Genomic DNA, 25,197 nt, shown 5'->3' with positions numbered 1-25,197 from the left:
GGGCGATGGTGCTTCCTGCATCATCGCGGCCACCCGGACAGGCGCCCCTCACACAGCTGAATGCCCGTCCGGCAAGGCTTGCGACGTACTTTTCGCGATTGGTCATCTTGGCCGTATAATGTTGGACTTCTTTTTCCAAATCCGGCGCCGACTGGCCCCCTTTCGCATGTCTATCGAAAATCTTCGCAACATCGCCATCGTCGCCCACGTCGACCACGGTAAGACCACCCTCGTCGACCAGCTGCTCAAGCAGTCCGGCACCCTCTCCGAGCGCACCGTGCTCGCTGAGCGCGTGATGGACAGCAATGACCAGGAAAAGGAACGCGGCATCACCATCCTGGCCAAGAACACGGCCATCACCTGGGAAGACAAGAAGACCGGTATCAAGAACCGGATCAACATCGTCGACACCCCGGGACACGCCGACTTCGGCGGCGAAGTGGAGCGCGTGCTGTCGATGGTCGACACCGTGCTGATCCTCGTCGATGCGATGGACGGCCCGATGCCGCAGACCCGCTTCGTGACCCAGAAGGCCTTCGCGATGGGCTTCAAGCCGATCGTCGTGGTCAACAAGGTCGACCGTCCGGGCTCGCGTCCGGATTGGGTGATCGACCAGGTCTTCGACCTGTTCGACAAGCTCGGCGCCACCAATGAGCAGCTCGACTTCCCGATCGTCTACGCCTCGGCCCTGAACGGCTACGCGGGCCTGGAAGACACCGTGCGCGACGGCGACATGACCCCGCTGTACGAAGCGATCATGCAGCACGCGCCGATGCCGGAAGTGGACCCGGAAGGTCCCTTCCAGATGCGCATCAGCCAGCTGGACTACAACAACTTCGTGGGCGTGATCGGCATCGGCCGCGTGCAGCGCGGCACCCTGAAGAAGAACATGCAGGTCGCGGTCATCGATCGTGAAGGCAAGAAGCGCAACGGCAAGGTCGCGCAGGTGCTGGGCTTCCTGGGCCTGGAGCGCATCGAGCAGGACACCGCCGAGGCCGGCGACATCGTCGCCATCTCCGGTATTCCGGAACTGACCATCTCCGACACCCTGTGCCACCCGGATACCCCGGAAGCCCTGCCGGCGCTGACCGTCGATGAACCGACGATCTCGATGACCTTCCAGGTCAACAACTCGCCGTTCGCCGGCAACAAGGACCTGTCCGGTGGCAAGTTCCTGACCAGCCGCCAGATCAAGGACCGCCTGGATCGCGAGCAGGTCCACAACGTGGCCCTGAAGGTGGAACAGCTGGAAGACGCCGACAAGTTCCTGGTCTCCGGCCGTGGCGAACTGCACCTGTCGGTGCTGATCGAGAACATGCGTCGTGAAGGCTACGAGCTGGCCGTGTCGCGTCCGGAAGTGATCATCAAGCAGATCGACGGCCAGGCCATGGAGCCGATCGAGCAGCTGGTGGTGGACATCGAAGAGCAGCACCAGGGCGGCGTGATGGAAAAGCTGGGCACCCGCAAGGGCCAGCTGAAGAACATGGAGCCGGACGGCAAGGGCCGTGTGCGCCTGGAATACCAGATCCCGGCCCGTGGCCTGATCGGTTTCCAGAACGAGTTCAAAACCCTGACCCAGGGTTCGGGCCTGCTGTTCCACGTGTTCGACCATTACGGCCCGAAGGAACAGGGTTCGATCGCCAAGCGCCAGAACGGCGTGATGATCGCCAATGCCCCGGGTGCCACCCCGGCGTACTCCCTGGGCCCGCTGCAGGAACGCGGCAAGCTGTTCGCTGCTGAAGGCGACAACGTGTATGAAGGCCAGCTGGTCGGCATCCACTCCAAGGACAACGACCTGACCGTCAACGCGATCAAGACCAAGCCGCTGACCAACATGCGCGCCTCGGGCAAGGACGATGCGATCCAGCTGACCCCGGCGATCAAGTACTCGCTGGAGCAGGCCCTGGACTTCATCGAAGACGACGAGCTGGTCGAGATCACCCCGAAGGAAATCCGCCTTCGCAAGAAGGGCCTGACCGAAAGCGACCGCAAGAAGGCCTCGCGCGGCGGCTGATCGGACCCATTGTCGTGATCGACAAGCCCTATAACCCGGATCCTCACAAGCATCCGGGGCTTCACCTGATCGCCTTGCTGGAAGCCAGCAAGGCGGTTCTGGCGCTATTGGCTGCGACCGGGCTGGAAATGCTCGGTCCGCAGCCCCTGCGCGATGCGGTCAATGCCCTGATCCGCCGGTTCAGCCTGGACCCGGATCACGGCACCCTGCCCTCGCTGCTCAACATGATCAGCCCCGATGCAGTGCATCTGGCGGCTGCTGCGATGGTCGCCTACGGCGTCCTGCACTTATTCGAGGCCTGGGGCCTCTGGCGCGCCAAAGCCTGGGCTTCCTGGCTGGGCTGCGTCACCGCCGGCATCTACCTGCCGTTCGATATCTACGCCATTCTCCGCCATCCGGGCTGGGCCTCGTGGTCGGTGCTGGTGATCAATCTGATCGTGGTCGGCGTACTTGCCCGCGATATCCGCAAACGCCACGGCACGATCGCCAACGCGGCTTGAGTTGCCAAGCGCCGCCTGTGCTGGTTAGCCTGTCGGCCGGTTCGGGGGAACAGGCATGCGCCTGACACTGACGTCATTGATGCTCATCGCACTGGCCGGCTGCAGCCCGGGCCCGGCGCCTCTGCATGCCCGCGAATCGCCCACGCCCTCACCGACCGCAGCGCTGCCCTTCGCCTATGCCGAGGCCGACATCAGCGCGCTGCAAGCGCGGATGGCCAGCGGCGAGCTGGACAGCGTCACTCTGGCCCGCGCCTACCTGGACCGCATCGCCCGCCTCGACCGGGCCGGCCCGCGCCTGCGCGCGGTGATCGAGCTCAATCCCGATGCGCTGCGCGAAGCTGCCCAGCTGGACGCCGAGCGCCGCCAAGGGCAGCTGCGCGGCCCGCTGCACGGCATCCCGCTGCTGCTCAAGGACAACATCGGCGCCAGCCCCATGAGCACCACGGCCGGTTCGCTCGCGCTGGAAGGCTTCCGCCCCGACGATGCGTTCCTGGTCAAGCGGCTGCGCGCGGCGGGTGCGCTGATCCTGGGCAAGACCAACCTCAGTGAGTGGGCCAACTTCCGCTCCAGCCAGTCGATCTCCGGCTGGAGCGCGCGCGGCGGCCAGACCCGCAATCCCTACCGGCTCAGCCATAACCCGTGCGGCTCCAGCAGTGGCAGCGCGGTGGCGGTCTCGGCCAATCTGGCGGTGGCCGCGATCGGCACCGAGACCGACGGCAGCATCGTCTGCCCGGCCGCGGTCAACGGCGTGGTCGGCTTGAAGCCGACCGTGGGACTGGTCAGCCGCGAAGGCATCATCCCGATCTCTTTCAGCCAGGACACCGCCGGCCCGATGACGCGCAGCGTGGCCGATGCGGCCGCCCTGCTGACCGCCATGGCCGGCCGGGACGAGGCTGACCCGGCTACCGCCACCATGCCGGGGCGCGCCGTGTACGACTACACCTCGCGCTTGAACGCCGATGGCCTGCGCGGTGCGCGGATTGGCGTGCTGTATGGCGACCTGCTGCAGAAGCCGGGCATCGCCCCGGCCCTGCAGCATGCTGTGGCCGTGCTGCGCGACGCGGGCGCGACCGTGGTGCCGGTGCAGTTGCCGACCCAGGGCCAGTGGCAGGAGGCTGAGCAGATCGTGCTGATGCATGAGTTCAAGGCTGGGCTGCAGCGCTACTTCACCACCTACCAGGCGCCGGTGCGCACGCTGGACGACGTCATCGCGTGGAACCGGCAGCATGCGGGCAAGGAACTGGCGCTGTTCGATCAGGACCTGATGGACACCGCCGCCACCATGGGCGGCCTGGGCACCCCGGCGTACATCCGCGCACGCAGCGATGCGCGCCGGCTGGCCGGCCCGGACGGCATCGATGCAGTGCTGCGCGAGCAGAACCTCGATGCGCTGGTGGCACCGACCACCGGGGTGGCCTGGCCGATCCGGCCCGGCCGCGGCGATGACTTCCCCGGTGAAAGCTACAGCGCGGCCGCGGTGGCGGGGTACCCCAGCCTGACCGTGCCGATGGCGCACGTGAACGGGCTGCCGCTGGGGCTGCTGTTCATGGGCACCGCATGGAGCGAGCCGCGGCTGATCGAGCTGGGCTACGCCTACGAGCAGCGCACCCGCGCACGTCGCCCGCCGCGATTCCAGACCGACAGCCTGCTGACCAACGGCATCGCGCCCTGAGGGGCGTGTACCGGCCAACGGCCGGCACTACCGGGATGCGTCACCCGGGTCCGGCAGGACCGCCGGCTCCCCATCTTCGGCACCGGGCGAACGCACGTCCTCGGCCGGCTGCGAACGCGCGCGGCGCATCGGCGTGGCCTCCTGATTGAGCTCGGCGCGGGTGCGCGGCAACGACTGAGGATGTTCGCGGGCGAGGAAATCGAGCATGCGTTCGCGCACGATGCAGCGTAGATCGAAGGCATCGCCGGAGTTGCGTGCGCTCACCAGCAGACGCACCTGCAGGGTGTGTTCGCTGGTCTCGGTCACCTGGGTCACGCAGACCTGGCCATCCCACAGCGCCTCGCCGTTGCAGATGCGCTCCAGTTCGGCGCGGATCGCCGGGATCGGCGCGGTGTAATCCAGCCACAGGAAGGCGGTGCCGAGCAGATCGGCGCTGCGCCGCGTCCAGTTCTGGAACGGGTGTTCGATGAACCAGGTCAGCGGCACCACCATGCGTCGCGCATCCCAGATCCGCACCACCACGTAGCTGCTGTTGATCTCTTCCACCCGGCCCCACTCGCCCTCGACGATCACCACATCGTCCAGCCGGATCGGCTGGGTCAAGGCGATCTGCAGGCCGGCGATCAGGTTGCCGAACACCGGCTTGGCCGCGATACCGGCGACCAGGCCGATGATGCCGGCCGAGGCCAGCAGCGCGGTGCCGATCTGGCGCACCATCGGGAAGGTGAGCAGGATCAGCGAGACGCCGACCAGGATGATCGCGCCCATCAACACGCGGCTCAGCACCCGGGTCTGGGTCTGGATGCGGCGCGCTTCGAGGTTGTCGGCCACCTCCATCGGATGGTCGCGCAGGATCGCCTGCTCGCCCGCGGCCACGGCCCGCACCAGCAGCCAGATGACGCAGCCGGTCACACCGATGTGCAGCAGCCGCAGTGCCTGTTCAAGCCGGTGCTCCTGCAGCGGCGTCGCTTCGAGTGCGGGAATCAACAGCAACAGCGGCAGGGCGAACGCCAGCGGTCGGCTGATCACGCGCGCGATGCGGGCGCGGCGGTAGTCGCGGTCTTTCAGCCGCCGCGTCAACGCCATCAACAACCACCAGCCGCTGATCCCGATCGCCAGTGCGATCGAGATCGGCCATAGATACAGCGCTGCCTGCTGCCAGTCCACGGTCACTGCACGCTCCTGTGTTCTTCGCAAGGAAGTGCACAGCATGCCGGTGCCACCATGACCATCGTGTCAGGCGAATGTAAGGTGCGTGTCGAGGACACGCACCGGTATCAGTCGGCGTAGTGCGCCTGTTTGCGCACGATCGCCATCGCGATTTCCAGCGACTGCTCGTAGTTCAGGCGCGGATCCACCGAGGAACGGTACGCGCGTTCCAGGTCGCGCTCGGTCAGCTCACGCGCACCGCCAGTGCATTCGGTCACGTCCTCACCGGTCAGCTCCAGATGCACGCCGCCCAGCCGCGTGCCGGCCGCGGCGTGCAGGTCGAAGGACATCTCGACCTCGCCACGCACGTTGTCGAAACGCCGCGTCTTGTAGCCGTTGCTGGTGCTCTCGGTGTTGCCATGCATCGCATCGCACACCCACAGCACGCGCCGGCCATCGCGCTTGACCGCATTCAACAGCGGCGGCAGTTTTTCGGCGATCTGTGCCGCCCCCATGCGGTGGATGAAGCTCAGGCGGCCCGGCTCGTCCTCGGGGTTGAGCACGTCGATCAGGCGCAGCAGCTGGTCCGGCTGCACCGACGGGCCCACCTTGATCGCGATCGGGTTGCGCACGCCACGCAGATACTCCACGTGTGCGCCATCGAGAGCGGCGGTGCGCATGCCGATCCACGGGTAATGCGTGCTCAGGTTCAACCAGCCCTGCTGGCGCGGCACCTGGCGGGTCAACGCCTGTTCGTAGGGCAGCAGCAGCGCTTCGTGCGAGGTGTAGAAATCGATCCGGTTGAGGTTGTACACCTGCGTGCCGGACAGGGTTTCCATGAAACGCACCGCATCGCCGATCGAGGACACCATCTTCTGGTAATCGGTGGCCAGCGGCGAATGCCGCACCCATTCCAGGTTCCAGTATTCGGGGTGGTGCAGATCGGCGAAGCCGCCATCGATCAGCGCCCGCACGAAGTTCATCGTCATCGCCGAGTGCGCATGCGCCTGCAGCATCCGGCGCGGGTCCGGCAGGCGGGCGGCCTCGGTGAACTCCGGCGCATTGATCACGTCACCCCGATAGCTGGGCAGGGTCAGGCCGTCGCGGGTTTCGGTATCGGCCGAGCGCGGCTTGGCGTACTGCCCGGCGAAACGCCCGACCCGGATCACCGGCTTGCGCATGCCGTGCACCAGCACCAGGCTCATCTGCAGCAGCACCTTGAGCCGGTTGGAGATGGTGGTGGATTCGCAGTCGCTGAAATTCTCCGCGCAGTCACCGCCCTGCAGCAGGAAGCGCTTGCCTTCCTGGGCATCGGCCAGCTGCTGCTTGAGCGCCAGGATTTCCCAGGAGGTCACCAGCGGCGGCAACCGCTTCAGTTCGTGCAGGGCGGCATCCAGTGCCAGCGGGTCCGGGTAGGTCGGCATCTGCAGCGCCGGCTTGCCACGCCAGCTCTCCGGCGACCAGGCAGCGTCGACAGCGGTCGCGGCGGGATCGGCTACAGGCGGGGCGGACAGGCTCATCACGGACTTCCGGGGTGTGGGGCCGGTCATGGTCGCAGAGCGCGCCCCCGGCGCAAAGGGGCGGGCACCTGCCCGGAGGCTGAACGCTGAAGAAAGGCCACGGCGATCAGCCAGATCGCGCATGGTCCAGCGGCGTCGGACAGGCGCATGATTTGTTACGGAGTAACACTTGCCAGGCCGGCCCCTCCTCCCTTTGCCCAGCCAAGCCATCCTCATGAAGCCCTCCCTGCTTGCTACCGGTATCGCTGTTTCCCTGGCCCTGACCGGCCTGCCCGCCCTCGCCGCCACCCCATCCACCGCCGCCCCTGCGGTGACCGAGCTGGATGCGGTCACGGTCAGCGCCAAACTCGACCAGGCGCGCAATGCACTGTCGCCGGATATCGGCAGCAGCCAGTACCAGATCACCGCCGAAGATATCCAGAACCTGCCGCTGGGCGCCTCCACCCCGTTGAACCAGGTGCTGCTGCAGGCCCCGGGCGTGGTCCAGGACTCCTATGGCGGCGTCCATGTGCGCGGCGACCATGCCAACCTCCAGTACCGCCTCAACGGCGTGCTGCTGCCCGAATCGATCTCCGGCTTCGGCCAGACCCTGGATGCCCGCGCGATCAAGAGCATCCGCCTGATGGACGGCGCGCTGCCGGCACAGTTCGGCGAGCGCACGGCCGCCGTGGTCGACATCACCACCCGGAGCGGCGCCGAGCTGGGCAATGGCGGCAGCGCCGGCCTCACCACCGGCTCCTACGGCAAGGTCAACCCCAACGCCTCGTGGTGGGGCAGCCAGGGCCGCTGGAGCTGGTACCTGACCGGCAACTACGACCAGAACCAGGTCGGCATGGAAAACCCCACCGCCTCGCGCCGGCCGGATCACGATGACACCCACCAGGGCAAGGCATTCGCCGACCTGACCTATCTGATCAACGACGACACCCGCCTGAGCCTGTTCGCCGGGTTCTCCAACAACCGCTTCCAGATCCCGGTCAACCCTGGCCAGACCCCGCAGTTCGGCTACCTGGATACGGTCACTGCGGACTCCGCCGCGCTGGACGAAACCCAGCGCGAGACCACCCGCTTCGGCATGCTGGTGCTGCAGGGTGCGCTGGGCAGCACCGCCTACCAGGTTTCGGCCGGGCAGCGGTACAGCGACCTGTCCTTCAACCCGGACCTCGCCGGCGATCTGATCTTCAACGGCGTCGCCTCACAGGTGGAACGCAGCAACCGCGCCAACACCGTGCAGGCCGATTTCTCCACCCCGCTCGGTGAAAACCACACGCTGCGCTACGGCCTGTACGTCAACGCCGAGCGCGCCCGCGCCGGCAGCGACACTTGGGTGTTCCCGGTCGACGCCGACGGCCAGCAGGCCAGCACCACGCCCCTGCGCATTCCGGAGGCGAGCGCCTTCAACGCCACCACCACCGCGGTCTATCTGCAGGACGAATGGCGCCTCGGCGAGGACTGGACGGTCAATTACGGCCTGCGCGGTGACCGCTACAAGGCGTTCGGCGGCACCGAAGGCCAGCTCAGCCCGCGGGTGGGCGTGGTCTGGAACGCCACCGACAGCACCACCGTGCACGCCGGGTACTCGCGCTACTTCACCCCGCCGGCCAGCGAACTGGTGGCCAGCAGCGACATCGCGCTCTACGACGGCACCACCAACCAGCAACCGACCGGGGGGAGCACCACGCCGCTGTCCGAGCGCAGCGACTACTACGACATCGGCGTCTCCCAGCAGGTGGGCGAACACCTCACCCTGGGCCTGGACGCTTACGACCGCAAGGTCGACCGCCTGCAGGACGAAGGCCAGTTCGGCGCCGCCTACATCTACTCCACCTTCAACTATCGCCTCGGCCACATCCACGGCGTGGAATTCAGCGCCGACTACAGCAACGGCCCGCTCAGCGCCTACGTCAATGCCGCCTACAACAAGGCCATGGGCAAGCAGGTGATCACCGGCCAGTACAACCTCGATCCCGAGGCACTGGCCTACGTCCAGAACAACTGGATCCATCTGGACCACGACCAGAAACTGACCTCGTCCGGCGGCATCAGCTACGCCTTCGCCGGGCACAACCGTCTTGGCGCCGACTACGTGTTCGGCAGCGGCCTGCGCTCGGATGCCGATGGCATCCCCAACGGCGGCGAACTCCCCGCCTACCTGCAGCTCAACCTCAGCGCCGGCCACGACTTCAACGCCGACAGCGGCCACCCACTGCATGCACAGCTCGCCCTGGTCAACGCACTGGACCGCAGTTACCAACTGCGCGACGGCGGCGGCATCGGCGTCTTCGCCCCGCAATGGGGTCCCCGCCGCGGCGCCTACCTCAGCCTGCAGCAGGACTTCTGAGCTTCGCGAGAAAGCCCTGCCATTCAATCAGATCAGCAGCATCCAGACCTGATCGCAGCACCCGGCCTGGCACGCGTTGCGTGGCCAGGCCGAGGTCACTGAGTTGAGAAACGCCTCAGTGGCGGCGACGGGCACGGAACGCCGTCACCAGCGCCCACACCGCCAATGCCGCAAACCACACCAGGCTCCACATCGGCATCGTCAGGCCCAGGAACTGCCAATCGATGTTGCCGCAGTTGCCGGTACCGGTCAGCACGGTGCGGAACACCTCGAACGGCCCCATCGTCTCACTGAGGAAACTCAGCGGCGGCCCACAGCTCGAGCCCATGTCCTGCGGCAGCAACTGCACATACACATGGCGCCCGGCAATACCGATACCGACCGCGGCCGCGATGAAGGCCAGCACCCCATACGTCTTCCGCCCGGCCGGATCACGCGGACCATGCAGCGCTCCGATCAGGAACAGCAGCCCCAATGCCGCGAATGCAATCCGCTGGAAAATGCACAACGGACACGGCTCCAGCCCCATCTTCAACTGCAGGAAGATCGCATACCCCAACAGCGCCGCGCAGACCAGAAACCCCAACAGGAACTGGGCGCGGAAACTCCAACGCAATGGATTCATTGCCAACACTCGTGAAAGTCCAGGCCCCAAGATTAACAGGGCCGTGACCGCCCACGTCCATGCGCACCTGCCGACCATCGGCGCAGCGGACCGGACAGCATGTTCCGTACATCAAGCGGAACCACCCCAACGCAGCGACGGTACTGAGGAGCCGGCCAGCGGCCGGCACTACCCACGCACCGCGACCGCCACATGCTTTGCTTTACCCCCTGCGCACCGACCATGTGTGCAGGCGTTGCCGCCATCAAACCCCATGAACGGAAAAACCCGGCACAAGGCCGGGTTCTTCACCGAATAACAGGTACAGCTCGAAGATTACTCTTCGACGGCTTCAGCCACAGCAGCCGGACGATCGACCAGCTCCACGTAGGCCATCGGCGCATTGTCGCCAGCGCGGAAACCGCACTTCAGCAGACGCAGGTAACCGCCCGGACGGCTCGCGTAACGCGGGCCCAGGGTGGTGAACAGATTGCCGACGGCTTCGTTGTCGCGCAGGCGAGCGAACGCCAGACGACGGTTGGCAACCGAATCAACCTTGGCCAGGGTGATCAGCGGCTCGGCAACGCGGCGCAGTTCCTTGGCCTTCGGCAGGGTGGTCTTGATCAGCTCGTGCTTGAACAGCGACGCGGCCATGTTCTTGAACATTGCTTCGCGATGGGCGCTGGTGCGGTTGAACTTACGACCGGACTTCATATGACGCATGACGGTGATTCCTGAAGTGAATGTTGGATCGGTTGGGTATCGCTGTCGCCATCCTGGCGTTGCTGCTTGGACTGCGGATGGTCCGGTGCCAGCCGTCCTGGCTGGCCGTCACCGCAGGCTATCGACCTGTCGGTGCGGGGTGTTGCGGGTGAAGCCCCCGCACCCGAAGGTGCGGGGTCAAGCATCTTGCGTAGCGCTGGATCAGCCGAGCATGCCGTGCTGGGCGACACCGGCCGGCGGCCAGTTCTCCAGCTTCATGCCGAGCGAAAGACCGCGCTGTGCGAGGACTTCCTTGATCTCGGTCAGCGACTTCTTGCCGAGGTTCGGGGTCTTGAGCAGCTCCACTTCGGTCTTCTGGATCAGATCGCCGATGTAATAGATGCTCTCTGCCTTCAGGCAGTTGGCCGAACGCACGGTCAGCTCCAGATCGTCGATCGGGCGCAGCAGCACCGGATCCACGCCGTTGTTGGCCGGCTTCGCCGCACCGCGGTCGCGGTGGGTGAAGTCACCGAAGACCGACAGCTGATCGCTGAGGATGTCGGCGGCAGTGCGCACGGCTTCCTCGGCATCGATCGTCGCGTTGGTCTCGATGTCCAGCACCAGCTTGTCCAGATCGGTACGCTGTTCCACGCGGGCCGCTTCCACCGAATAGGCGACGCGACGGACCGGCGAGAACGACGCATCCAGGACCAGGCGGCCGATGGCACGGGTTTCTTCATCCGGGCGACGACGAGCAGCAGCAGGCTGGTAGCCGAAACCGCGCTCGACCTTCAGACGCATGTTGATCGCCACATCCTTGGTGAGATGGCAGATCACATGAGCCGGATTGAGGATCTCGGTGTTATGGTCAATCTTGATATCAGCAGCGGTAACGACACCCGGACCCTGCTTGGACAGCGACAGCGTAGCGTTGTCGCCGGTATGCATGCGGATGGCCACATCCTTCAGGTTGAGCAGGACTTCCAGCACGTCCTCCTGCAAGCCTTCAAGCGTGGTGTACTCGTGCAGTACGCCATCGATTTCGACTTCCGTGATGGCGAAGCCCGGGATGGACGACAGCAGCACGCGACGCAGGGCGTTGCCCAGCGTATGCCCGTAACCACGCTCCAAGGGTTCGATGACGACCTTGGCGCGGGTATCGGTAAGGCGTTCGATCTGCGGACCGCGAGGACGCAGAACCTGGTTGGCGGTAACCGTCATGTTGCGGGTTCTCCTGCGAACCTCCGGTGTGACCCGGAGGTTCTCCAATGTGAATTACTTCGAATACAACTCGACGATCAGCGCTTCGTTGATATCCGCAGGCAGGTCCGAACGATCCGGCACGGCCTTGAAGATGCCGGCGAACTTGCCGGAATCAACTTCAACCCACGACGGACGCAGGTCATGCGTAGCAGACACGGTCAGGGCTTCCTGGACGCGCAGCTGCTTGGCAGCCTTCTCGGACAGAGCGACGGCGTCGCCAGCCTTGACCTGGTACGAAGCCAGATTGACCGACTTGCCGTTCACGGTGACACCGCGGTGCGAGACCAGCTGACGGGCAGCCGGACGGGTCACTGCGAAGCCCATGCGGTAAACGACGTTGTCAAGACGGGTTTCCAGCAACTGCAGCAGGTTCTCGCCGGTGTTGCCCTTCTTGGTCGAGGCCTTCTTGTAGTAGTTGCGGAACTGACGCTCCAGCAGACCGTAGATACGCTTGACCTTCTGCTTTTCACGCAGCTGGGTAGCGTAGTCGGACAGCTTGCCCTTACGGGCAGTGGCGCCGTGCTGGCCGGGCTTCTGCTCCAGCTTGCACTTGGAGTCCAGCGCACGGGCCGGGCTCTTGAGGGAAAGGTCGGCGCCTTCGCGGCGGGCGAGCTTACAGGTAGGACCGATATAACGAGCCATTTCTTATCGCTCCTTTAGACGCGACGCTTCTTCGGCGGACGGCACCCGTTGTGCGGGATTGGCGTCACGTCGATGATGTTGGTGATCTTGTAGCCCACGTTGTTCAGCGAGCGCACGGCCGACTCACGACCCGGACCCGGGCCCTTGATGCGGACTTCCAGGGACTTGACGCCGTAGTCGAGCGCGGCACGGCCGGCCTTCTCGGCAGCCACCTGGGCAGCGAACGGGGTGGACTTACGCGAACCGCGGAAGCCAGCGCCACCGGAGGTCGCCCACGACAGAGCGTTGCCCTGACGGTCGGTGATGGTCACGATGGTGTTGTTGAAAGAAGCGTGGACGTGGGCGACGCCGTCAGTGACGACGCGCTTGATCTTCTTCTTGGTCTTAGCGACGGGCTTAGCCATTTCTTAGGTCCCTTACTTCCTGATCGCCTTGCGCGGGCCCTTGCGGGTGCGGGCGTTGGTACGGGTGCGCTGGCCACGAAGCGGCAGACCGCGACGGTGACGCAGACCGCGGTAGCAGCCCAGATCCATCAGGCGCTTGATCGCGATACCGATTTCACGGCGCAGATCGCCTTCCACGATGTACTTGCCGACTTCGAGACGCAGACGCTCGATTTCCGGCTCCGACAGATCGCGGATCTTGGTGGTCGAGGTCACGCCTGCGGCGTCGCAGACCTTCTTCGAACGGGTACGGCCGATGCCGTAAATGCTTTGCAACCCGACCCAGACGTGCTTCTGGGCTGGCAGGTTGACGCCTGCAATACGCGCCATGACGCGGTTCTCCAGCTGAGTGATGGCCGACAGCGCACCATGGGCGCGCCAATCCGGCAGGATGGATCAAAAAAGTGAACTAGCGATTCTATCAAGGTCTCGGTTTACTGGGAAGCCCGTGGAACCTGAAGGTTCCATGGACCCGGCGTGGGGAGTGTGCCCATGCTCCGGCGCCGGATGTCGTTGACTGCAGAGGTTGCCCCCGCCGCCGCCCGCGCTACTCCCGCGCAGGACCACCACATCACACCCCCACCCGAAACCGCTGCAGGGGCCGCCCTTCGATTTGGAAGGCCAGTCCGGGAACCGGAGGGCCTTCGCAACAAGAAGACTAGTGTAACAGGTCAATCAGCCGCGGGCAAAACCGCCGCGGTTGCCGCCCTTCAGGTTGGCCTTCTTCAACAGGCTCTCATACTGGTGCGACATCAGGTGCGCCTGGATCTGGGCAATGAAGTCCATCACCACCACCACCACGATCAGCAGCGAGGTGCCGCCGAAGTAGAACGAGGCACCGAGCTGGGTGCGCAGGATTTCCGGCAGCAGACAGACGATCACCAGGTACAGCGAACCGGCGGCCGTCAGGCGGGTCAGCACGGCATCCACGTAGTCGGCGGTGGCCTTGCCCGGACGGATGCCCGGAATCAGCGCGCCCGACTTCTTCAGGTTGTCGGCGGTTTCCTGCGAGTTGAACACCAGCGCGGTGTAGAAGAACGCGAAACCACTGATCAGCGCGGCGAACACGATCATGTGCAGCGGCTCGCCTGGCCCGAGGGCGTTGGCGACCTTCTGCAGCCACGTGGCCGAACTGGCCTGGCCGGACCACATGGCCAGCGTCGTCGGGAATGCCAGGATGCTCGAGGCGAAAATGGCCGGGATCACGCCCGCCATGTTCAGCTTCAGCGGCAGGAACGAGGTCTGGTTCATGTACGCGTTGCGGCCACCCTGGCGACGTGCGTAGTTCACCGTGATGCGGCGTTGGCCGCGCTCGACGAACACCACGAAGTAGGTGAAGGCCAGCACCACCAGCACGATCAGCAGCAGGGCGATGAAGCTCATGTTGCCGTCGCGGTAGGCTTCCACGGTGTGGATGACCGCGCCCGGCAGGCCGGCCACGATGCCGGCGAAGATGATCAGCGACACACCGTTGCCGATGCCGCGCTCGGTGACCTGCTCACCGACCCACATCAGGAAGATGGTACCGGCGGTCAGGGCGACGATGGCGGTGAGCACGAAGCCCATGCCCGGTGCGTAGACGACCGGGGCACCGCCCGGGGAGACCTGGTTCTGCAGCGCCAGCGCGATGCTGCCGCCCTGCACCACCGCCAGCAACACGGCGCCGATGCGGGAATATTGGGTGATCTTGCGACGACCCGATTCACCTTCCTTCTGCATCGACTTCAATGCCGGGAAGATGTGGACCGCCAGCTGCATCACGATGGATGCCGAGATGTACGGCATCACGTTCAGCGCGAAAATGCTGAAACGGTGCAGGGCGCCGCCCGAGAACATGTTGAACATGTCCACGATGCCGCCGCCCTGCGCCTGCATGAGCGCAAGCATGGCATCGGGATTGACGCCAGGCACCGGCACATAACAGCCGATGCGGTAGACGATCAATGCCCCGATGACGAACAGCAGTCGCTGGCGGAGTTCCGTGAACTTGCCGAGCCCGCCGCCGAGGTTACCAATGCCAGCTTGCGCCATGTCTTACTCCTGTACGCTGCCGCCGGCAGCTTCGATCGCGGCCTTGGCACTGGCCGTTGCAGCGACGCCCTTCAAGGTGAATGCCTTGGTCAGGCCACCCTTCATGACGATCTTGGCACGCTTAGCGGTGCTCGGGACCAGCTTGGCAGCGCGCAGCGCGGCAAAGTCGATCTCGCCAGCTTCCAGACGCTCAAGCTGGTAGGACAGCACTTCAGCGGTGTCCTTGGCGATCTTGGAACGGAAACCGACCTTCGGCAGACGACGCTGCATGGGGGTCTGGCCGCCTTCGAAGCCTGCCTTGATCTTGCCGCCACCCTTACGGGCGAACGAACCCTTGTGGCCGCGGCCGCAGGTCTTGCCCAGGCCGGAGCCGATACCACGACCGACGCGGGTACGCTCTTTACGAGCGCCCGGTGCCGGGCTCAGTTCATTAAGATGCATGGTCATTGGATTATTCCTCAACCTTGACGAGGTAGTGGACCTTGTTGATCAGACCGCGAACCTGCGGGCTGTCCTTCAGTTCACGTACGCTATTGAGCTTGCCGAGGCCAAGCGCCTTCACTGACAGGCGGTGACGTGCCTGGGCGCCGCGCAGGCCGCCAACCAGACGGACCTTGATGGTCTTGGTGGTGTCATTAGCCATGGTTGAGATCCTCCACCTTCTTGCCGCGCTTGGCCGCGATGCGGGCCGGCGACTGCATTTCGCTCAGACCCTTCAGCGTGGCGCGAACCAGGTTGATCGGGTTGCGCGAGCCGACGGCCTTGGCCAGCACGTTCTTGACGCCAACGGCTTCCAGGACGGCGCGCATGGCACCACCCGCGATCACACCGGTACCTTCGGAGGCCGGCATCATGAACACGCGAGCTGCGCCGTGGCCGGACTTCACCGGGTGCCACAACGTGCCGTTGTTCAGATCGACATTGGCCAGGTTCTTGCGAGCCTGTTCCATCGACTTCTGGATCGCGACCGGCACTTCACGCGCCTTGCCATAACCGAAGCCAACCTTGCCTGCGCCATCACCGACCACGGTCAGTGCGGTGAAGGTGAACTGGCGACCGCCCTTGACGGTCTTGCTGACGCGGTTGACCGCGACCAGCTTTTCGATCATGCCGTCGTCGACTTTCTCTTCGCGGCGATCGCGATCGCGACCCCGCTGCTGACGTTCTTCTGCCATGTTGATTCCTTGATTGATTGAGTATGTACGGCTCAATGCCGCTTATAGCTGTGAAATGAAGCGGTGGATCGAGCGCCCCTGCAGAAGAAGGACGTCGCCCGGCGCAACCCGCGCCGGCAGGCAGGCGGAAGCGGGGACCAGCCCCGCTTCCTTATCCCTTAGAACTGCAGGCCGCCTTCGCGGGCTGCATCAGCCAGTGCCTTGATGCGACCGTGGTAGCGGTAGCCCGAGCGGTCGAAAGCGACCTTCTCGATGCCCGCAGCCTTGGCGCGCTCGGCGACCAGCTTGCCGACCTTGGTGGCGGCGTCGCTGTTCTTGCCGTTCTTCAGGCCTTCCTTGACGTCGGCCTGGGTGGTGTTGGCCGACGCCAGCACCTTGGAGCCATCGGCGGTGAAGACCTGGGCGTACAGGTGCTGGCCGGTGCGCAGCACCGACAGGCGCGGCACGCCGAGCACACGGATGTGTGCACGGGTCGACTTGGCACGACGCAGACGAGCGATGTTCTTGTTCATGATCTTTTTCCTTGGAAAGCTGAGGACCTGAATTAGGCCTTCTTGGCTTCCTTACGAATGATGACTTCGCCGGCGTACTTCACACCCTTGCCCTTGTAGGGCTCCGGCGGACGGAAGCCACGGATCTTGGCGGCAACTTCGCCAACGCGCTGCTTGTCGGTGCCCTGGACCAGCACTTCGGTCTGGGTCGGGGTCGAGATGGTGATGCCTTCCGGCGCCACGAACAGGACCGGATGCGAGAACCCGAGCGACAGGTTCAGATCCTTGCCCTGCATGGCAGCACGGTAGCCGACGCCGACCAGCTCAAGCTTGCGCTCGAAGCCGTCGGTGACGCCCTTGACCATGTTGGCCAGGATGGCGCGCACGGTGCCGGTGAGGGCAACCAGCGAGGCATCGTTGGCGGCCAGGGTGGCAACGCCGTTGTCGACAGTGATTTCAACGCCAGCAACCTTGGCAAGCGACAGGGTGCCCTTCGGGCCCTTCACGCTGACGGATTCCGGCTGGATGTTCAGTTCAACGCCCTTGGGCAGGTTGACTGGCTTCTTGGCTACGCGGGACATAGTTGGTTCCTTCTCGCCTTAGGCCACGAAGCACAGGACTTCGCCGCCGACGCCCAACTGGCGCGCCTGCGCATCAGTCATGATGCCCTTGGAGGTGGAGATGATGGAGATACCCAGGCCGTTGAGGACCTTCGGCAGCTCGGACTTGCCACGGTACTGGCGCAGACCCGAACGCGAGAAGCGCTTCAGGGTCTCGATGACCGGCTTGCCCTCGAAATACTTCAGGACGATTTCAAGCTCGGCCTTGTTGTTCTCGATCTTGGTCACGCGCAGATCGGTGATATAGCCTTCGGCCTTCAACACCTCTGCGATTGCCACCTTGATCTTGGAGGACGGTGCTTTCACCGTCTGCTTGCCAACCGCGGCCGCATTCTTGATGCGTACCAGCAGGTCGGCGATGGGATCAGTCATGCTCATAGTCGATACCTTTGAGTGCACCGATATCCGCTTTCGCGAAAATCTTGTGTCTACCTGGAATGGGCCAGGGCCCGTCTTCACACACTGCTCACGCCTTGCGGGCGAGCAAGACGCGGGAGTATACGGCAAAAAGAGCCCGACTTGCGTCGGGCTCCCTTAATCCGGGATCAGAGCCGGAAAACCGGCCCCTCTCCCCTGCCCTGCGCCATGAAGGCACCGGGCAGTTGAAGGGACTAATCCCTTACCAGCTGGCCTTGCGCAGGCCCGGCACGTCACCACGCATGGTGGCTTCGCGCAGCTTGTTACGGCCCAGGCCGAACTTGCTGTACACGCCACGCGGGCGGCCCGAGAGCTCGCAACGGTTGCGGTGACGGCTCGGCGACGAATCGCGCGGCAGCTTCTGCAGCTTGATGACGGCCTCGGCCTTTTCGTCGTACGACGCGGTCGCGCTGGAGATGATCTTCTTCAGCTCTTCACGCTTGCCGGCGTACTTGACGGCCAGCTTCGCACGCTTGAGGTCGCGGTTGACCATGGAGGTCTTTGCCATTTCGGATTCCTCGACGTATCAGTTACGGAACGGGAACTTGAACGCTGCGAGCAGCGCCTTCGCTTCCGCATCGGTCTTGGCGGTGGTGGTGATGGCGATATCCATGCCGCGAATCGCGTCGACAGCGTCGAAGTCGATTTCCGGGAAGATGATCTGTTCCTTCACACCCATGTTGAAGTTGCCACGACCGTCGAAGGAACGACCCGAGACACCACGGAAGTCGCGCACGCGCGGCAACGAGATGTTGATCAGACGGTCCATGAACTCGTACATCTTTTCACGACGCAGCGTGGTCTTGCAGCCGATCGGCCAACCATCGCGGATCTTGAACGATGCCACCGAGACGCGGGACTTGGTCACGATCGGCTTCTGACCGGAGACCTTGGCCATGTCGGCGACGGCATTTTCCAGGATCTTCTTGTTCGTGGCTGCTTCGCCGACACCCATGTTCAGGGTGACCTTGACCAGCTTCGGAACCTGCATCGGATTGGTGTAGCCGAACTGCTTCATCAGCGCCGGCACCACTTCTTCCTTGTAAAACTTTTCGAGACGGGAATTCATCTGCTCATTCCTCAGGCGTCGAGCGCCTCACCGCTGGAGCGGAACACACGCAGTTTGCGTCCATCCTCCAGCACCTTGAAGCCAACGCGCTCGCCCTTGCCCGAAGCTGGGTTCAGCACATTCACGTTGGAGATATGGATCGACGCTTCACGCTCGACCACGCCGCCGGCAACGCCTGCCTGCGGGTTCGGCTTGGTGTGGCGCTTGACGATGTTCACGTTGGCGACGATCACACGATCGCCGTCGACGCGGACGACTTCGCCCTGCTTGCCCTTGTCCTTGCCGGTGTTGACGACAACCTGGTCGCCCTTCTTGATACGGTTAGCCATGATTATCTCCTGTCGCTCACAGCACTTCGGGAGCGAGCGAGACGATCTTCATGAACTTCTCGGAACGAAGTTCACGCGTCACCGGTCCGAAGATGCGGGTACCGATCGGCTCTTGCTTGTTGTTGAGCAGGACCGCGGCGTTGGCATCGAAACGGATCAGCGAACCATCGGCGCGACGCACACCCTTGCGGGTACGCACCACGACGGCGTCGAACACTTCACCCTTCTTGACCTTGCCGCGCGGGATTGCATCCTTCACGGTGACCTTGATGATGTCGCCAATGTGCGCGTAGCGGCGCTTGGAGCCGCCGAGCACCTTGATGCACATCACTTCCTTGGCACCGGAATTGTCCGCGACTTCGAGGTAGCTCTGCATCTGGATCATGAGTCAGATCTCCTTATTGAACCGCACGCGTGATGACTTCCACCACGCGCCAGTTCTTGGTCTTGGACATCGGAGCAATCTCGGTCACACGAACGACATCACCTTCGTTGCAGGTGTTGTCGGCGTCGTGTGCGTGCAGCTTGGTCGAACGCTTGATGTACTTGCCGTACAGGGCGTGCTTGACCAGGCGCTCCACCAACACGGTGACCGTCTTGTCCATCTTGTTGCTGACGACACGGCCTTCGACCGTGCGCAGCGTCTTGCTGTCGTTGTTATCGCTCATCGCGGCCATCCTTACTTGGTGCTGCCGAGCAGGGTCTTGACGCGAGCGATCTCGCGGCGAACCCGGCGGGTTTCGTGGGTCTTCGGCAGCTGGCCAGTGACCTGCTGCATACGGAGCGAGAACTGCTCCTTACGCAGGTCGATCAGGTGGCTCTTCAGGTCGTCAGCCGACTTTTCGCGAAGTTGTTTGATATCCATCAGAGCACCGTCCGGGTCACGAAAGTGGTGGTCACGGAGAGCTTGGCGGCAGCCAGGCGGAACGCCTCACGTGCCACGTCTTCTGCGACGCCTTCGATTTCATAGATCATGCGGCCGGGCTGGATCTGGGCTACCCAGTACTCCACGTTGCCCTTACCAGAACCCATTCGGACTTCGATGGGCTTCTTGGTGATCGGCTTGTCGGGGAACACTCGGATCCACATCTTGCCGCCGCGCTTGACGTAGCGGCTGATCGAGCGGCGAGCCGCTTCGATCTGACGCGCGGTCAGCTGACCATGAGCGGTTGCCTTCAGGCCGTATTCGCCGAAGCTGACAGCGTTGCCGCTCCAGCTCAGACCATCGTTACGGCCCTTGTGTACCTTGCGGTATTTGGTTCGCTTGGGTTGCAACATTGTCGTTACCTCGCTTCACGAGCCGGGCGCGACGGACGGTCACCGCGGTCGCCGCGATCGTTACGATCGTTGCGCGGGGAGTCGTCCTGCTTTTCCTGGCCAACCTGGGAGAAATCGAAGACTTCGCCCTTGTAGATCCAGACCTTGATGCCGATGATGCCGTAGGTCGTCTTGGCTTCAGCGAAGCCATAGTCGATGTCGGCACGCAGCGTATGCAGCGGCACGCGGCCTTCGCGGTACCACTCCGAACGGGCGATTTCTGCGCCGTTCAAGCGGCCACCGACGTTGACCTTGATGCCCAGGGCACCGAGGCGCATCGCGTTGCCGACCGAACGCTTCATCGCGCGGCGGAACATGATGCGACGCTCAAGCTGCTGCGCGATCGACTCGGCAACCAGCTGTGCGTCCAGCTCGGGTTTACGCACTTCGGTGACGTTGATGTGCGCCGGGACGCCCATCATTTCGCTCACTTCCTTGCGCAGCTTCTCGATGTCCTCACCGCGCTTGCCGATCACCACGCCCGGACGGGCGGTGTGGATCGTCACGCGAGCGGTCTTTGCCGGACGCTCGATCAGGATCTTGCTGATGCCGGCCTGCGCAAGCTTCTTGCGCAGCATTTCCCGCACCTTCAGGTCGGCTGCCAGATAACCAGCGAACTCGGCCTTGTTGGCGTACCACTTGGAGTTCCAGTCCTTGGAAATGCCGAGGCGGATACCAATCGGATGAACTTTATGACCCATGGTGTTTTCCTTTCCGCTTACTTGCCGGCGCCCACAACCACAGTGATGTGGCTGGTGCGCTTGAGGATGCGGGTGCCGCGGCCTTTCGCCCGCGCCATGAAACGCTTCAGGGTCGGACCTTCATCTACCATGATGGTCTGTACCTTCAGCTCGTCGACGTCGGCGCCCTGGTTGTTCTCGGCGTTTGCAATAGCCGACTCCACCACCTTCTTGATCAGGTGGGCAGCCTTCTTGTCCGAGAACTTCAGCAGGTTGACCGCACGCTCGGCCGGCAGGCCGCGCACCTGGTCAGCGACCAGGCGGGCTTTCTGCGCAGAGATGCGCGCGGAGCGCAGGATTGCTTTCGCTTCCATTGTCATCTCTCCTTACTTGCCCGACTTCTTGTCACCACCGTGACCCTTGAAGGTCCGGGTGATGGCAAATTCGCCGAGCTTGTGGCCGACCATGTTCTCGTTGACGAGCACCGGAACGTGGTTCTTACCGTTATGAACGGCGATGGTGACGCCTACCATTTCCGGCAGGATCATCGAACGGCGCGACCAGGTCTTGATCGGCTTCTTGCTACCCGCAGCGGCTTCCACCTTCTTGATGAGGTGGTGATCGACAAACGGGCCCTTCTTGAGTGAACGTGCCATGGTCGATTAGCCCCTACGATCGCGGACGATGAATTGCTGGGTGCGCTTGTTATGGCGCGTCTTGTAACCCTTGGTCGGGACACCCCACGGGGTGACCGGATGCGGGTTGCCCTGGCCGGCCTTCGCCTCACCACCGCCGTGCGGATGGTCAACCGGGTTCATGGCAGCACCACGAACGGTCGGGCGGACACCACGCCAGCGCTTGGCGCCAGCCTTGCCCAGCTTTTCCAGGTTGTGTTCGTCGTTACCGACTTCACCGATGGTGGCGCGGCACTCGACCGGCACCTTACGCATTTCACCCGAGCGCAGGCGCAGGGTGGCGTAGATACCTTCACGAGCGACGAGCTGCACGGCAGCGCCGGCGGCACGCGCGATCTGAGCACCCTTGCCCGGCTTCAGTTCGATGCCGTGGACAGTGGTACCGACCGGGATGTTGCGCAGCGGCAGCGTGTTACCGGTCTTGATCGGCGCATCCGAACCCGCGATCACCTGGTCACCGGCCTTCAGGCCCTTCGGTGCGATGATGTAGCGGCGTTCGCCGTCGACGTAGCACAGCAGGGCGATATGGGCGGTGCGGTTCGGATCGTATTCGATGCGTTCCACGCGCGCCGGAATGCCTTCCTTGTTGCGCTTGAAGTCGATGACTCGGTAGTGCTGCTTGTGACCACCGCCCACGTGACGGGTGGTGATGCGGCCGTGGTGGTTACGACCACCGGACTTGCTCTGCGGCTCCAGCAGCGCTGCATGCGGCGCGCCCTTGTGCAGATCGGGCGTGACCACGCGCACGGCCGAACGACGGCCGGGAGAAGTGGGTTTGAATTTCATCAATGGCATGGGATGGACCTCAGGCCTTGGCCGTTACATCGATGGACTGGCCATCGGCGAGACGCACGTACGCCTTGCGCCAATCGCCGCGGCGGCCGGTGCGGTTACGGAAGGACTTGTTCTTGCCCTTCACGTTCAGCACGTTGACCGACTCGACCTTGACGTCGAACAGCTGCTCAACCGCGGCCTTTACATCGGCCTTGGTGGCTTCGTTCGAAACTTCGAAGACATACTGGTTGGAATGTTCCTGCAGGCGCGCGGTCTTTTCGGAGACTCGCGGAGCGCGCAGCACGCTGAAGACTTTTTCGTTGCTGCTCATGCCAGCCACTCCTCGACCTTCTTGACCGCATCAGCGGTGATGACGACCGTGTCGGCACCGACCAGCGACACCGGGTCCAGGCCCTGCACGTCACGCACTTCCACGTAGGGAATGTTGCGCGCCGACAGGTACAGGTGCTCGGAAGCATCTTCGGTGACGATCAGCGGACGCTTGCCCACTTCCAGGCCGGCCAGCTTGGCGATCAACGACTTGGTGTTGGTCGCTTCGACATCGAAGGACTCCACGATCGTCAGACGGCCCTGGCGGTTCAGCTCGGACAGGATCGCGCACATGGCTGCACGGTACTGCTTACGGTTGACCTTCTGCTCGAAGCTGCGCGGCTTGGCCGCGAAGGTGACACCGCCGCCGATGAAGATCGGAGCCGTCAGTGCGCCATGACGCGCGCCGCCGCCCTTCTGCTTCTTCGACTTCTTGGTGGTACCAGCCACTTCAGAGCGAGTCTTCTGTGCCTTGGTGCCGGCGCGACCGGCGTTGCGGTAAGCAACGACGACCTGGTGAACCAGATCTTCGCTGAAATCGCGACCGAACACGGCATCGGAGACCGAGACCTTGTTGTTGCTACCCGTGATAACGAGTTCCATCGTCATCTCTCCTTATGCCTTGCTAGCCGGACGAACGATCACGTCACCACCCGCTGCGCCCGGAACGGCACCACGGATTGCGATCAGACCACGTTCGACATCGACCTTCACCACTTCAAGGTTCTGGGTGCTCTGCTGCACCGAACCCATGTGGCCGGACATCTTCTTACCCGGGAAAACACGACCCGGGGTCTGGCGCTGGCCCAAGGAACCCGGCGCGCGATGCGACAGCGAGTTACCGTGGGTTGCATCGCCCATACGGAAGTTGTAGCGCTTGATGGTGCCCTGGAAGCCCTTACCCTTGGTGACACCCTGGACGTCGACCTTCTGGCCAACTTCAAAGATGTCCGCCTTGACTTCGCCGCCAACGGCGAAATCGCCGAGCTGCGCGTCTTCAACGCGGAATTCCCACAGGCCACGGCCCGCGTCGACCTTCGCCTTGGCGAAGTGACCGGCTTCCGGCTTGTTGACCAGGGCAGCGCGACGCGCGCCGACGGTCACCTGCACGGCGCTGTAGCCGTCAGCTTCGACGGTCTTGATCTGCGCGATGCGGTTCGGGGTAGCTTCAATCAGGGTTACCGGGATGGCCTGGCCATCTTCGGTGAACACGCGGCTCATGCCAGCCTTGCGGCCCACGAAGCCCAACGAATATTTCTTCGTCATGGTCGTAGTCCTCAGGTCAGCTTGATCTGAACGTCGACGCCGGCAGCCAGTTCGAGCTTCATCAGCGCGTCCACGGTCTTGTCGTTCGGGTCAACGATATCGAGCACGCGCTTATGCGTGCGGGTCTCGTACTGGTCACGCGCGTCTTTATCGACGTGCGGCGAGACGAGAATGGTGTAACGCTCGATCTTGGTCGGCAGGGGGATCGGGCCACGCACTTGCGCGCCGGTCCGCTTTGCCGTTTCTACGATCTCGCTGGCCGAACGGTCGATCAAACGATGATCGAACGCCTTCAGCCGAATCCGGATCTTTTGGTCCGCCATGACGGTGGGTTCCTTCGTTAAAAGAGCGACGGACAAGGCCTCTGGGTTGCCTTGTCCCATGAATATCCTGAATGCAGACGCCGCACATTCCTGCGCGGCGACAAGATCTTTCCGTAGACCTCAAAAATCGAGGCAGACCGGTCTCCCGATCTGCCCAGACAAAAAGTATAGCGCGCATACAAGTTGGCAGTCAACAGGGGTACTGTTGACAAAGCCTGAATGGCGCGACCCTTCCTGGTCTGGGGAACACGAGGAGCATCCTGCGCCTCTTTTCCCGTTTGGTTACACCCCGATGCCCTACCCAGGCAACATCGGGGCGCAGATTCTAGCAGATTACGCGATGATCTTGGAGACCACGCCGGCGCCGACGGTACGGCCGCCTTCGCGAATCGCGAAGCGCAGGCCTTCATCCATGGCGACCGGGTTGATCAGGGTGACAACCATCTTCACGTTGTCGCCCGGCATCACCATTTCCACACCTTCCGGCAGTTCGCAAGCGCCGGTGATGTCGGTGGTGCGGAAGTAGAACTGCGGACGGTAGCCCTTGAAGAACGGGGTGTGACGGCCACCTTCGTCCTTGGACAGCACGTACACTTCTGCGTCGAAGGTGGTGTGCGGCTTGATCGAACCCGGCTTGGCCAGGACCTGGCCACGCTCGACGTCGTCACGCTTGGTGCCGCGCAGCAGCAGACCGGCGTTGTCGCCTGCCTGACCCTGGTCGAGCAGCTTGCGGAACATTTCCACGCCGGTGACGGTGGTCTTCTGGACCGGACGGATACCGACGATTTCGATTTCTTCGCCGACCTTGATCACGCCGCGCTCGATACGAC

At 63.7% G+C, this 25,197-nt stretch carries 35 protein-coding genes; 4 read left to right on the top strand and 31 right to left on the bottom strand.

Features of this window, described 5'->3' with window-relative positions; all coding sequences use genetic code 11:
• Positions 1-166: 166 nt before the first annotated feature.
• The 3 genes from typA to BCL79_RS16140 are packed head-to-tail and all read left to right on the top strand — an operon-like array spanning position 167 to position 4,186.
• Positions 167-2,014 carry a translational GTPase TypA gene (gene typA / locus BCL79_RS16150; RefSeq protein WP_121042902.1) on the top strand — a complete coding sequence of 616 codons (1,848 nt, stop codon included), beginning with the start codon at positions 167-169 and terminating at the stop codon, positions 2,012-2,014.
• A 14-nt stretch (positions 2,015-2,028) separates the two neighbouring features.
• Positions 2,029-2,514, top strand: coding sequence for a DUF2127 domain-containing protein (locus BCL79_RS16145; RefSeq protein WP_121042900.1), 486 nt, complete (start codon positions 2,029-2,031; stop codon positions 2,512-2,514).
• Between the two features lie 55 nt (positions 2,515-2,569).
• Entirely contained in the window at positions 2,570-4,186 is a 1,617-nt protein-coding gene (locus tag BCL79_RS16140; RefSeq protein WP_121042898.1) for an amidase, read from the top strand.
• 27 nt (positions 4,187-4,213) lie between these two features.
• Here the strand turns inward: BCL79_RS16140 and BCL79_RS16135 are convergent, their stop codons facing one another.
• A complete protein-coding gene (locus BCL79_RS16135; protein ID WP_183073808.1) occupies positions 4,214-5,398 on the bottom strand; it encodes a mechanosensitive ion channel family protein in 1,185 nt (394 codons plus the stop codon).
• Positions 5,399-5,463: 65 nt separating this feature from the next.
• Positions 5,464-6,855 carry a class II 3-deoxy-7-phosphoheptulonate synthase gene (locus BCL79_RS16130; RefSeq protein WP_121042896.1) on the bottom strand — a complete coding sequence of 464 codons (1,392 nt, stop codon included), beginning with the start codon at positions 6,853-6,855 and terminating at the stop codon, positions 5,464-5,466.
• Between the two features lie 214 nt (positions 6,856-7,069).
• Here BCL79_RS16130 and BCL79_RS16125 point away from each other — a divergent pair, with 214 nt between their 5' ends.
• On the top strand, positions 7,070-9,196 hold the full coding sequence (locus BCL79_RS16125) for a TonB-dependent receptor (protein ID WP_121042894.1): 2,127 nt from the start codon (positions 7,070-7,072) through the stop codon (positions 9,194-9,196).
• 115 nt (positions 9,197-9,311) lie between these two features.
• Here BCL79_RS16125 and BCL79_RS16120 read toward each other — a convergent pair whose 3' ends face one another.
• The 29 genes from BCL79_RS16120 to BCL79_RS15980 form a co-directional block, all read right to left on the bottom strand.
• Positions 9,312-9,821 carry a disulfide bond formation protein B gene (locus tag BCL79_RS16120; RefSeq protein WP_070426690.1) on the bottom strand — a complete coding sequence of 170 codons (510 nt, stop codon included), beginning with the start codon at positions 9,819-9,821 and terminating at the stop codon, positions 9,312-9,314.
• 315 nt (positions 9,822-10,136) lie between these two features.
• On the bottom strand, positions 10,137-10,523 hold the full coding sequence (gene rplQ, locus BCL79_RS16115; RefSeq protein ID WP_121042892.1) for a 50S ribosomal protein L17: 387 nt from the start codon (positions 10,521-10,523) through the stop codon (positions 10,137-10,139).
• A 201-nt stretch (positions 10,524-10,724) separates the two neighbouring features.
• Entirely contained in the window at positions 10,725-11,723 is a 999-nt protein-coding gene (locus BCL79_RS16110; protein ID WP_121042890.1) for a DNA-directed RNA polymerase subunit alpha, read from the bottom strand.
• Between the two features lie 54 nt (positions 11,724-11,777).
• Complete coding sequence (rpsD, locus tag BCL79_RS16105; protein WP_019186164.1) at positions 11,778-12,407, bottom strand: 30S ribosomal protein S4; 630 nt, start codon at positions 12,405-12,407, stop codon at positions 11,778-11,780.
• A 14-nt stretch (positions 12,408-12,421) separates the two neighbouring features.
• On the bottom strand, positions 12,422-12,811 hold the full coding sequence (gene rpsK, locus BCL79_RS16100; protein WP_017355427.1) for a 30S ribosomal protein S11: 390 nt from the start codon (positions 12,809-12,811) through the stop codon (positions 12,422-12,424).
• Between the two features lie 12 nt (positions 12,812-12,823).
• Positions 12,824-13,180 (bottom strand): 30S ribosomal protein S13, encoded by a 357-nt coding sequence (rpsM, locus tag BCL79_RS16095; protein WP_019186163.1) that lies wholly within the window; start codon positions 13,178-13,180, stop codon positions 12,824-12,826.
• Between the two features lie 345 nt (positions 13,181-13,525).
• A complete protein-coding gene (secY, locus tag BCL79_RS16090) occupies positions 13,526-14,881 on the bottom strand; it encodes a preprotein translocase subunit SecY (protein ID WP_019186162.1) in 1,356 nt (451 codons plus the stop codon).
• Positions 14,882-14,884: 3 nt separating this feature from the next.
• The gene (rplO, locus tag BCL79_RS16085; protein WP_121042888.1) at positions 14,885-15,328 is read right to left on the bottom strand and encodes a 50S ribosomal protein L15; all 444 of its coding nucleotides are present in this window, start codon (positions 15,326-15,328) and stop codon (positions 14,885-14,887) included.
• A gap of 4 nt (positions 15,329-15,332) precedes the next feature.
• The gene (gene rpmD, locus BCL79_RS16080; protein ID WP_121042886.1) at positions 15,333-15,524 is read right to left on the bottom strand and encodes a 50S ribosomal protein L30; all 192 of its coding nucleotides are present in this window, start codon (positions 15,522-15,524) and stop codon (positions 15,333-15,335) included.
• Entirely contained in the window at positions 15,517-16,056 is a 540-nt protein-coding gene (gene rpsE, locus BCL79_RS16075) for a 30S ribosomal protein S5 (protein WP_121042884.1), read from the bottom strand. The genes rpmD and rpsE overlap by 8 nt, the downstream gene beginning before the upstream one ends.
• Positions 16,057-16,214: 158 nt before the next feature.
• On the bottom strand, positions 16,215-16,568 hold the full coding sequence (gene rplR, locus BCL79_RS16070; RefSeq protein WP_121042882.1) for a 50S ribosomal protein L18: 354 nt from the start codon (positions 16,566-16,568) through the stop codon (positions 16,215-16,217).
• A gap of 32 nt (positions 16,569-16,600) precedes the next feature.
• The gene (gene rplF, locus BCL79_RS16065) at positions 16,601-17,128 is read right to left on the bottom strand and encodes a 50S ribosomal protein L6 (protein ID WP_121042880.1); all 528 of its coding nucleotides are present in this window, start codon (positions 17,126-17,128) and stop codon (positions 16,601-16,603) included.
• A gap of 18 nt (positions 17,129-17,146) precedes the next feature.
• A complete protein-coding gene (rpsH, locus tag BCL79_RS16060; RefSeq protein WP_019186156.1) occupies positions 17,147-17,545 on the bottom strand; it encodes a 30S ribosomal protein S8 in 399 nt (132 codons plus the stop codon).
• A 241-nt stretch (positions 17,546-17,786) separates the two neighbouring features.
• Positions 17,787-18,092: a 30S ribosomal protein S14 gene (gene rpsN, locus BCL79_RS16055; RefSeq protein WP_121042878.1), complete on the bottom strand. Its 306-nt coding sequence runs from the start codon at positions 18,090-18,092 to the stop codon at positions 17,787-17,789.
• Positions 18,093-18,110: 18 nt separating this feature from the next.
• Positions 18,111-18,653, bottom strand: coding sequence for a 50S ribosomal protein L5 (gene rplE, locus BCL79_RS16050; protein ID WP_019186154.1), 543 nt, complete (start codon positions 18,651-18,653; stop codon positions 18,111-18,113).
• 11 nt (positions 18,654-18,664) lie between these two features.
• Positions 18,665-18,982, bottom strand: coding sequence for a 50S ribosomal protein L24 (gene rplX, locus BCL79_RS16045; RefSeq protein WP_017355416.1), 318 nt, complete (start codon positions 18,980-18,982; stop codon positions 18,665-18,667).
• A 16-nt stretch (positions 18,983-18,998) separates the two neighbouring features.
• Positions 18,999-19,367 carry a 50S ribosomal protein L14 gene (gene rplN, locus BCL79_RS16040; protein WP_017355415.1) on the bottom strand — a complete coding sequence of 123 codons (369 nt, stop codon included), beginning with the start codon at positions 19,365-19,367 and terminating at the stop codon, positions 18,999-19,001.
• Between the two features lie 13 nt (positions 19,368-19,380).
• Positions 19,381-19,650: a 30S ribosomal protein S17 gene (rpsQ, locus tag BCL79_RS16035; protein ID WP_121042876.1), complete on the bottom strand. Its 270-nt coding sequence runs from the start codon at positions 19,648-19,650 to the stop codon at positions 19,381-19,383.
• An 11-nt stretch (positions 19,651-19,661) separates the two neighbouring features.
• Positions 19,662-19,847 carry a 50S ribosomal protein L29 gene (gene rpmC, locus BCL79_RS16030; protein ID WP_019186151.1) on the bottom strand — a complete coding sequence of 62 codons (186 nt, stop codon included), beginning with the start codon at positions 19,845-19,847 and terminating at the stop codon, positions 19,662-19,664.
• The gene (gene rplP / locus BCL79_RS16025; RefSeq protein ID WP_019186150.1) at positions 19,847-20,260 is read right to left on the bottom strand and encodes a 50S ribosomal protein L16; all 414 of its coding nucleotides are present in this window, start codon (positions 20,258-20,260) and stop codon (positions 19,847-19,849) included. Before rplP ends, rpmC begins: the two co-directional genes overlap by 1 nt.
• Positions 20,261-20,265: 5 nt before the next feature.
• Complete coding sequence (gene rpsC / locus BCL79_RS16020) at positions 20,266-21,000, bottom strand: 30S ribosomal protein S3 (protein WP_121042874.1); 735 nt, start codon at positions 20,998-21,000, stop codon at positions 20,266-20,268.
• Positions 21,001-21,017: 17 nt separating this feature from the next.
• A complete protein-coding gene (gene rplV / locus BCL79_RS16015; RefSeq protein ID WP_017355410.1) occupies positions 21,018-21,353 on the bottom strand; it encodes a 50S ribosomal protein L22 in 336 nt (111 codons plus the stop codon).
• 12 nt (positions 21,354-21,365) lie between these two features.
• Complete coding sequence (gene rpsS / locus BCL79_RS16010) at positions 21,366-21,635, bottom strand: 30S ribosomal protein S19 (protein WP_019186148.1); 270 nt, start codon at positions 21,633-21,635, stop codon at positions 21,366-21,368.
• Positions 21,636-21,641: 6 nt separating this feature from the next.
• Positions 21,642-22,469: a 50S ribosomal protein L2 gene (gene rplB, locus BCL79_RS16005; RefSeq protein ID WP_017355408.1), complete on the bottom strand. Its 828-nt coding sequence runs from the start codon at positions 22,467-22,469 to the stop codon at positions 21,642-21,644.
• Positions 22,470-22,479: 10 nt separating this feature from the next.
• Entirely contained in the window at positions 22,480-22,779 is a 300-nt protein-coding gene (rplW, locus tag BCL79_RS16000) for a 50S ribosomal protein L23 (protein WP_019186147.1), read from the bottom strand.
• On the bottom strand, positions 22,776-23,381 hold the full coding sequence (gene rplD / locus BCL79_RS15995) for a 50S ribosomal protein L4 (protein WP_019186146.1): 606 nt from the start codon (positions 23,379-23,381) through the stop codon (positions 22,776-22,778). The genes rplW and rplD overlap by 4 nt, the downstream gene beginning before the upstream one ends.
• Before the next feature lie 12 nt (positions 23,382-23,393).
• A complete protein-coding gene (gene rplC / locus BCL79_RS15990) occupies positions 23,394-24,044 on the bottom strand; it encodes a 50S ribosomal protein L3 (RefSeq protein WP_019186145.1) in 651 nt (216 codons plus the stop codon).
• Positions 24,045-24,055: 11 nt separating this feature from the next.
• Entirely contained in the window at positions 24,056-24,367 is a 312-nt protein-coding gene (rpsJ, locus tag BCL79_RS15985; RefSeq protein WP_010341589.1) for a 30S ribosomal protein S10, read from the bottom strand.
• Positions 24,368-24,700: 333 nt separating this feature from the next.
• Positions 24,701-25,197, bottom strand: a 497-nt coding sequence (locus tag BCL79_RS15980) for an EF-Tu/IF-2/RF-3 family GTPase (protein ID WP_259462199.1), incomplete at its 5' end; no start/stop codon positions are given.

Source organism: Stenotrophomonas rhizophila (assembly GCF_003651185.1).
Classification (GTDB): Bacteria; Pseudomonadota; Gammaproteobacteria; order Xanthomonadales; family Xanthomonadaceae; genus Stenotrophomonas; species Stenotrophomonas maltophilia_Z.
Note: the sequence above shows the minus strand (reverse complement) of the source record. Positions and strands in the feature narration are given on the sequence as shown.

Coding starts and splice junctions, on each gene's coding strand:
- rplP (WP_019186150.1), bottom strand. CDS start 20,260: ATGTTGCAACCCAAGCGAACCAAATACCGCAAGGTACACAAGGGCCGT.
- rplX (WP_017355416.1), bottom strand. CDS start 18,982: ATGGCTAACCGTATCAAGAAGGGCGACCAGGTTGTCGTCAACACCGGC.
- BCL79_RS16130 (WP_121042896.1), bottom strand. CDS start 6,855: ATGAGCCTGTCCGCCCCGCCTGTAGCCGATCCCGCCGCGACCGCTGTC.
- rplW (WP_019186147.1), bottom strand. CDS start 22,779: ATGAGCAGCAACGAAAAAGTCTTCAGCGTGCTGCGCGCTCCGCGAGTC.
- BCL79_RS16110 (WP_121042890.1), bottom strand. CDS start 11,723: ATGACGGTTACCGCCAACCAGGTTCTGCGTCCTCGCGGTCCGCAGATC.
- BCL79_RS16120 (WP_070426690.1), bottom strand. CDS start 9,821: ATGAATCCATTGCGTTGGAGTTTCCGCGCCCAGTTCCTGTTGGGGTTT.
- rplD (WP_019186146.1), bottom strand. CDS start 23,381: ATGGAACTCGTTATCACGGGTAGCAACAACAAGGTCTCGGTCTCCGAT.
- rplC (WP_019186145.1), bottom strand. CDS start 24,044: ATGACGAAGAAATATTCGTTGGGCTTCGTGGGCCGCAAGGCTGGCATG.
- secY (WP_019186162.1), bottom strand. CDS start 14,881: ATGGCGCAAGCTGGCATTGGTAACCTCGGCGGCGGGCTCGGCAAGTTC.
- BCL79_RS16135 (WP_183073808.1), bottom strand. CDS start 5,398: ATGCTGTGCACTTCCTTGCGAAGAACACAGGAGCGTGCAGTGACCGTG.
- rplV (WP_017355410.1), bottom strand. CDS start 21,353: ATGGAAGCGAAAGCAATCCTGCGCTCCGCGCGCATCTCTGCGCAGAAA.
- rpsQ (WP_121042876.1), bottom strand. CDS start 19,650: ATGAGCGATAACAACGACAGCAAGACGCTGCGCACGGTCGAAGGCCGT.
- rplQ (WP_121042892.1), bottom strand. CDS start 10,523: ATGCGTCATATGAAGTCCGGTCGTAAGTTCAACCGCACCAGCGCCCAT.
- rpmD (WP_121042886.1), bottom strand. CDS start 15,524: ATGGCTAATGACACCACCAAGACCATCAAGGTCCGTCTGGTTGGCGGC.
- rplR (WP_121042882.1), bottom strand. CDS start 16,568: ATGAACAAGAACATCGCTCGTCTGCGTCGTGCCAAGTCGACCCGTGCA.
- rplE (WP_019186154.1), bottom strand. CDS start 18,653: ATGAATTCCCGTCTCGAAAAGTTTTACAAGGAAGAAGTGGTGCCGGCG.
- rpsN (WP_121042878.1), bottom strand. CDS start 18,092: ATGGCAAAGACCTCCATGGTCAACCGCGACCTCAAGCGTGCGAAGCTG.
- typA (WP_121042902.1), top strand. CDS start 167: ATGTCTATCGAAAATCTTCGCAACATCGCCATCGTCGCCCACGTCGAC.
- rpsH (WP_019186156.1), bottom strand. CDS start 17,545: ATGAGCATGACTGATCCCATCGCCGACCTGCTGGTACGCATCAAGAAT.
- rplB (WP_017355408.1), bottom strand. CDS start 22,469: ATGCCATTGATGAAATTCAAACCCACTTCTCCCGGCCGTCGTTCGGCC.
- rpsJ (WP_010341589.1), bottom strand. CDS start 24,367: ATGGCGGACCAAAAGATCCGGATTCGGCTGAAGGCGTTCGATCATCGT.
- BCL79_RS16140 (WP_121042898.1), top strand. CDS start 2,570: ATGCGCCTGACACTGACGTCATTGATGCTCATCGCACTGGCCGGCTGC.
- rpsD (WP_019186164.1), bottom strand. CDS start 12,407: ATGGCTCGTTATATCGGTCCTACCTGTAAGCTCGCCCGCCGCGAAGGC.
- rpsK (WP_017355427.1), bottom strand. CDS start 12,811: ATGGCTAAGCCCGTCGCTAAGACCAAGAAGAAGATCAAGCGCGTCGTC.
- rplN (WP_017355415.1), bottom strand. CDS start 19,367: ATGATCCAGATGCAGAGCTACCTCGAAGTCGCGGACAATTCCGGTGCC.
- rpsS (WP_019186148.1), bottom strand. CDS start 21,635: ATGGCACGTTCACTCAAGAAGGGCCCGTTTGTCGATCACCACCTCATC.
- rpsM (WP_019186163.1), bottom strand. CDS start 13,180: ATGGCGCGTATTGCAGGCGTCAACCTGCCAGCCCAGAAGCACGTCTGG.
- rplF (WP_121042880.1), bottom strand. CDS start 17,128: ATGTCCCGCGTAGCCAAGAAGCCAGTCAACCTGCCCAAGGGCGTTGAA.
- BCL79_RS16125 (WP_121042894.1), top strand. CDS start 7,070: ATGAAGCCCTCCCTGCTTGCTACCGGTATCGCTGTTTCCCTGGCCCTG.
- rpmC (WP_019186151.1), bottom strand. CDS start 19,847: ATGGATATCAAACAACTTCGCGAAAAGTCGGCTGACGACCTGAAGAGC.
- rpsE (WP_121042884.1), bottom strand. CDS start 16,056: ATGGCAGAAGAACGTCAGCAGCGGGGTCGCGATCGCGATCGCCGCGAA.
- rpsC (WP_121042874.1), bottom strand. CDS start 21,000: ATGGGTCATAAAGTTCATCCGATTGGTATCCGCCTCGGCATTTCCAAG.
- rplO (WP_121042888.1), bottom strand. CDS start 15,328: ATGACCATGCATCTTAATGAACTGAGCCCGGCACCGGGCGCTCGTAAA.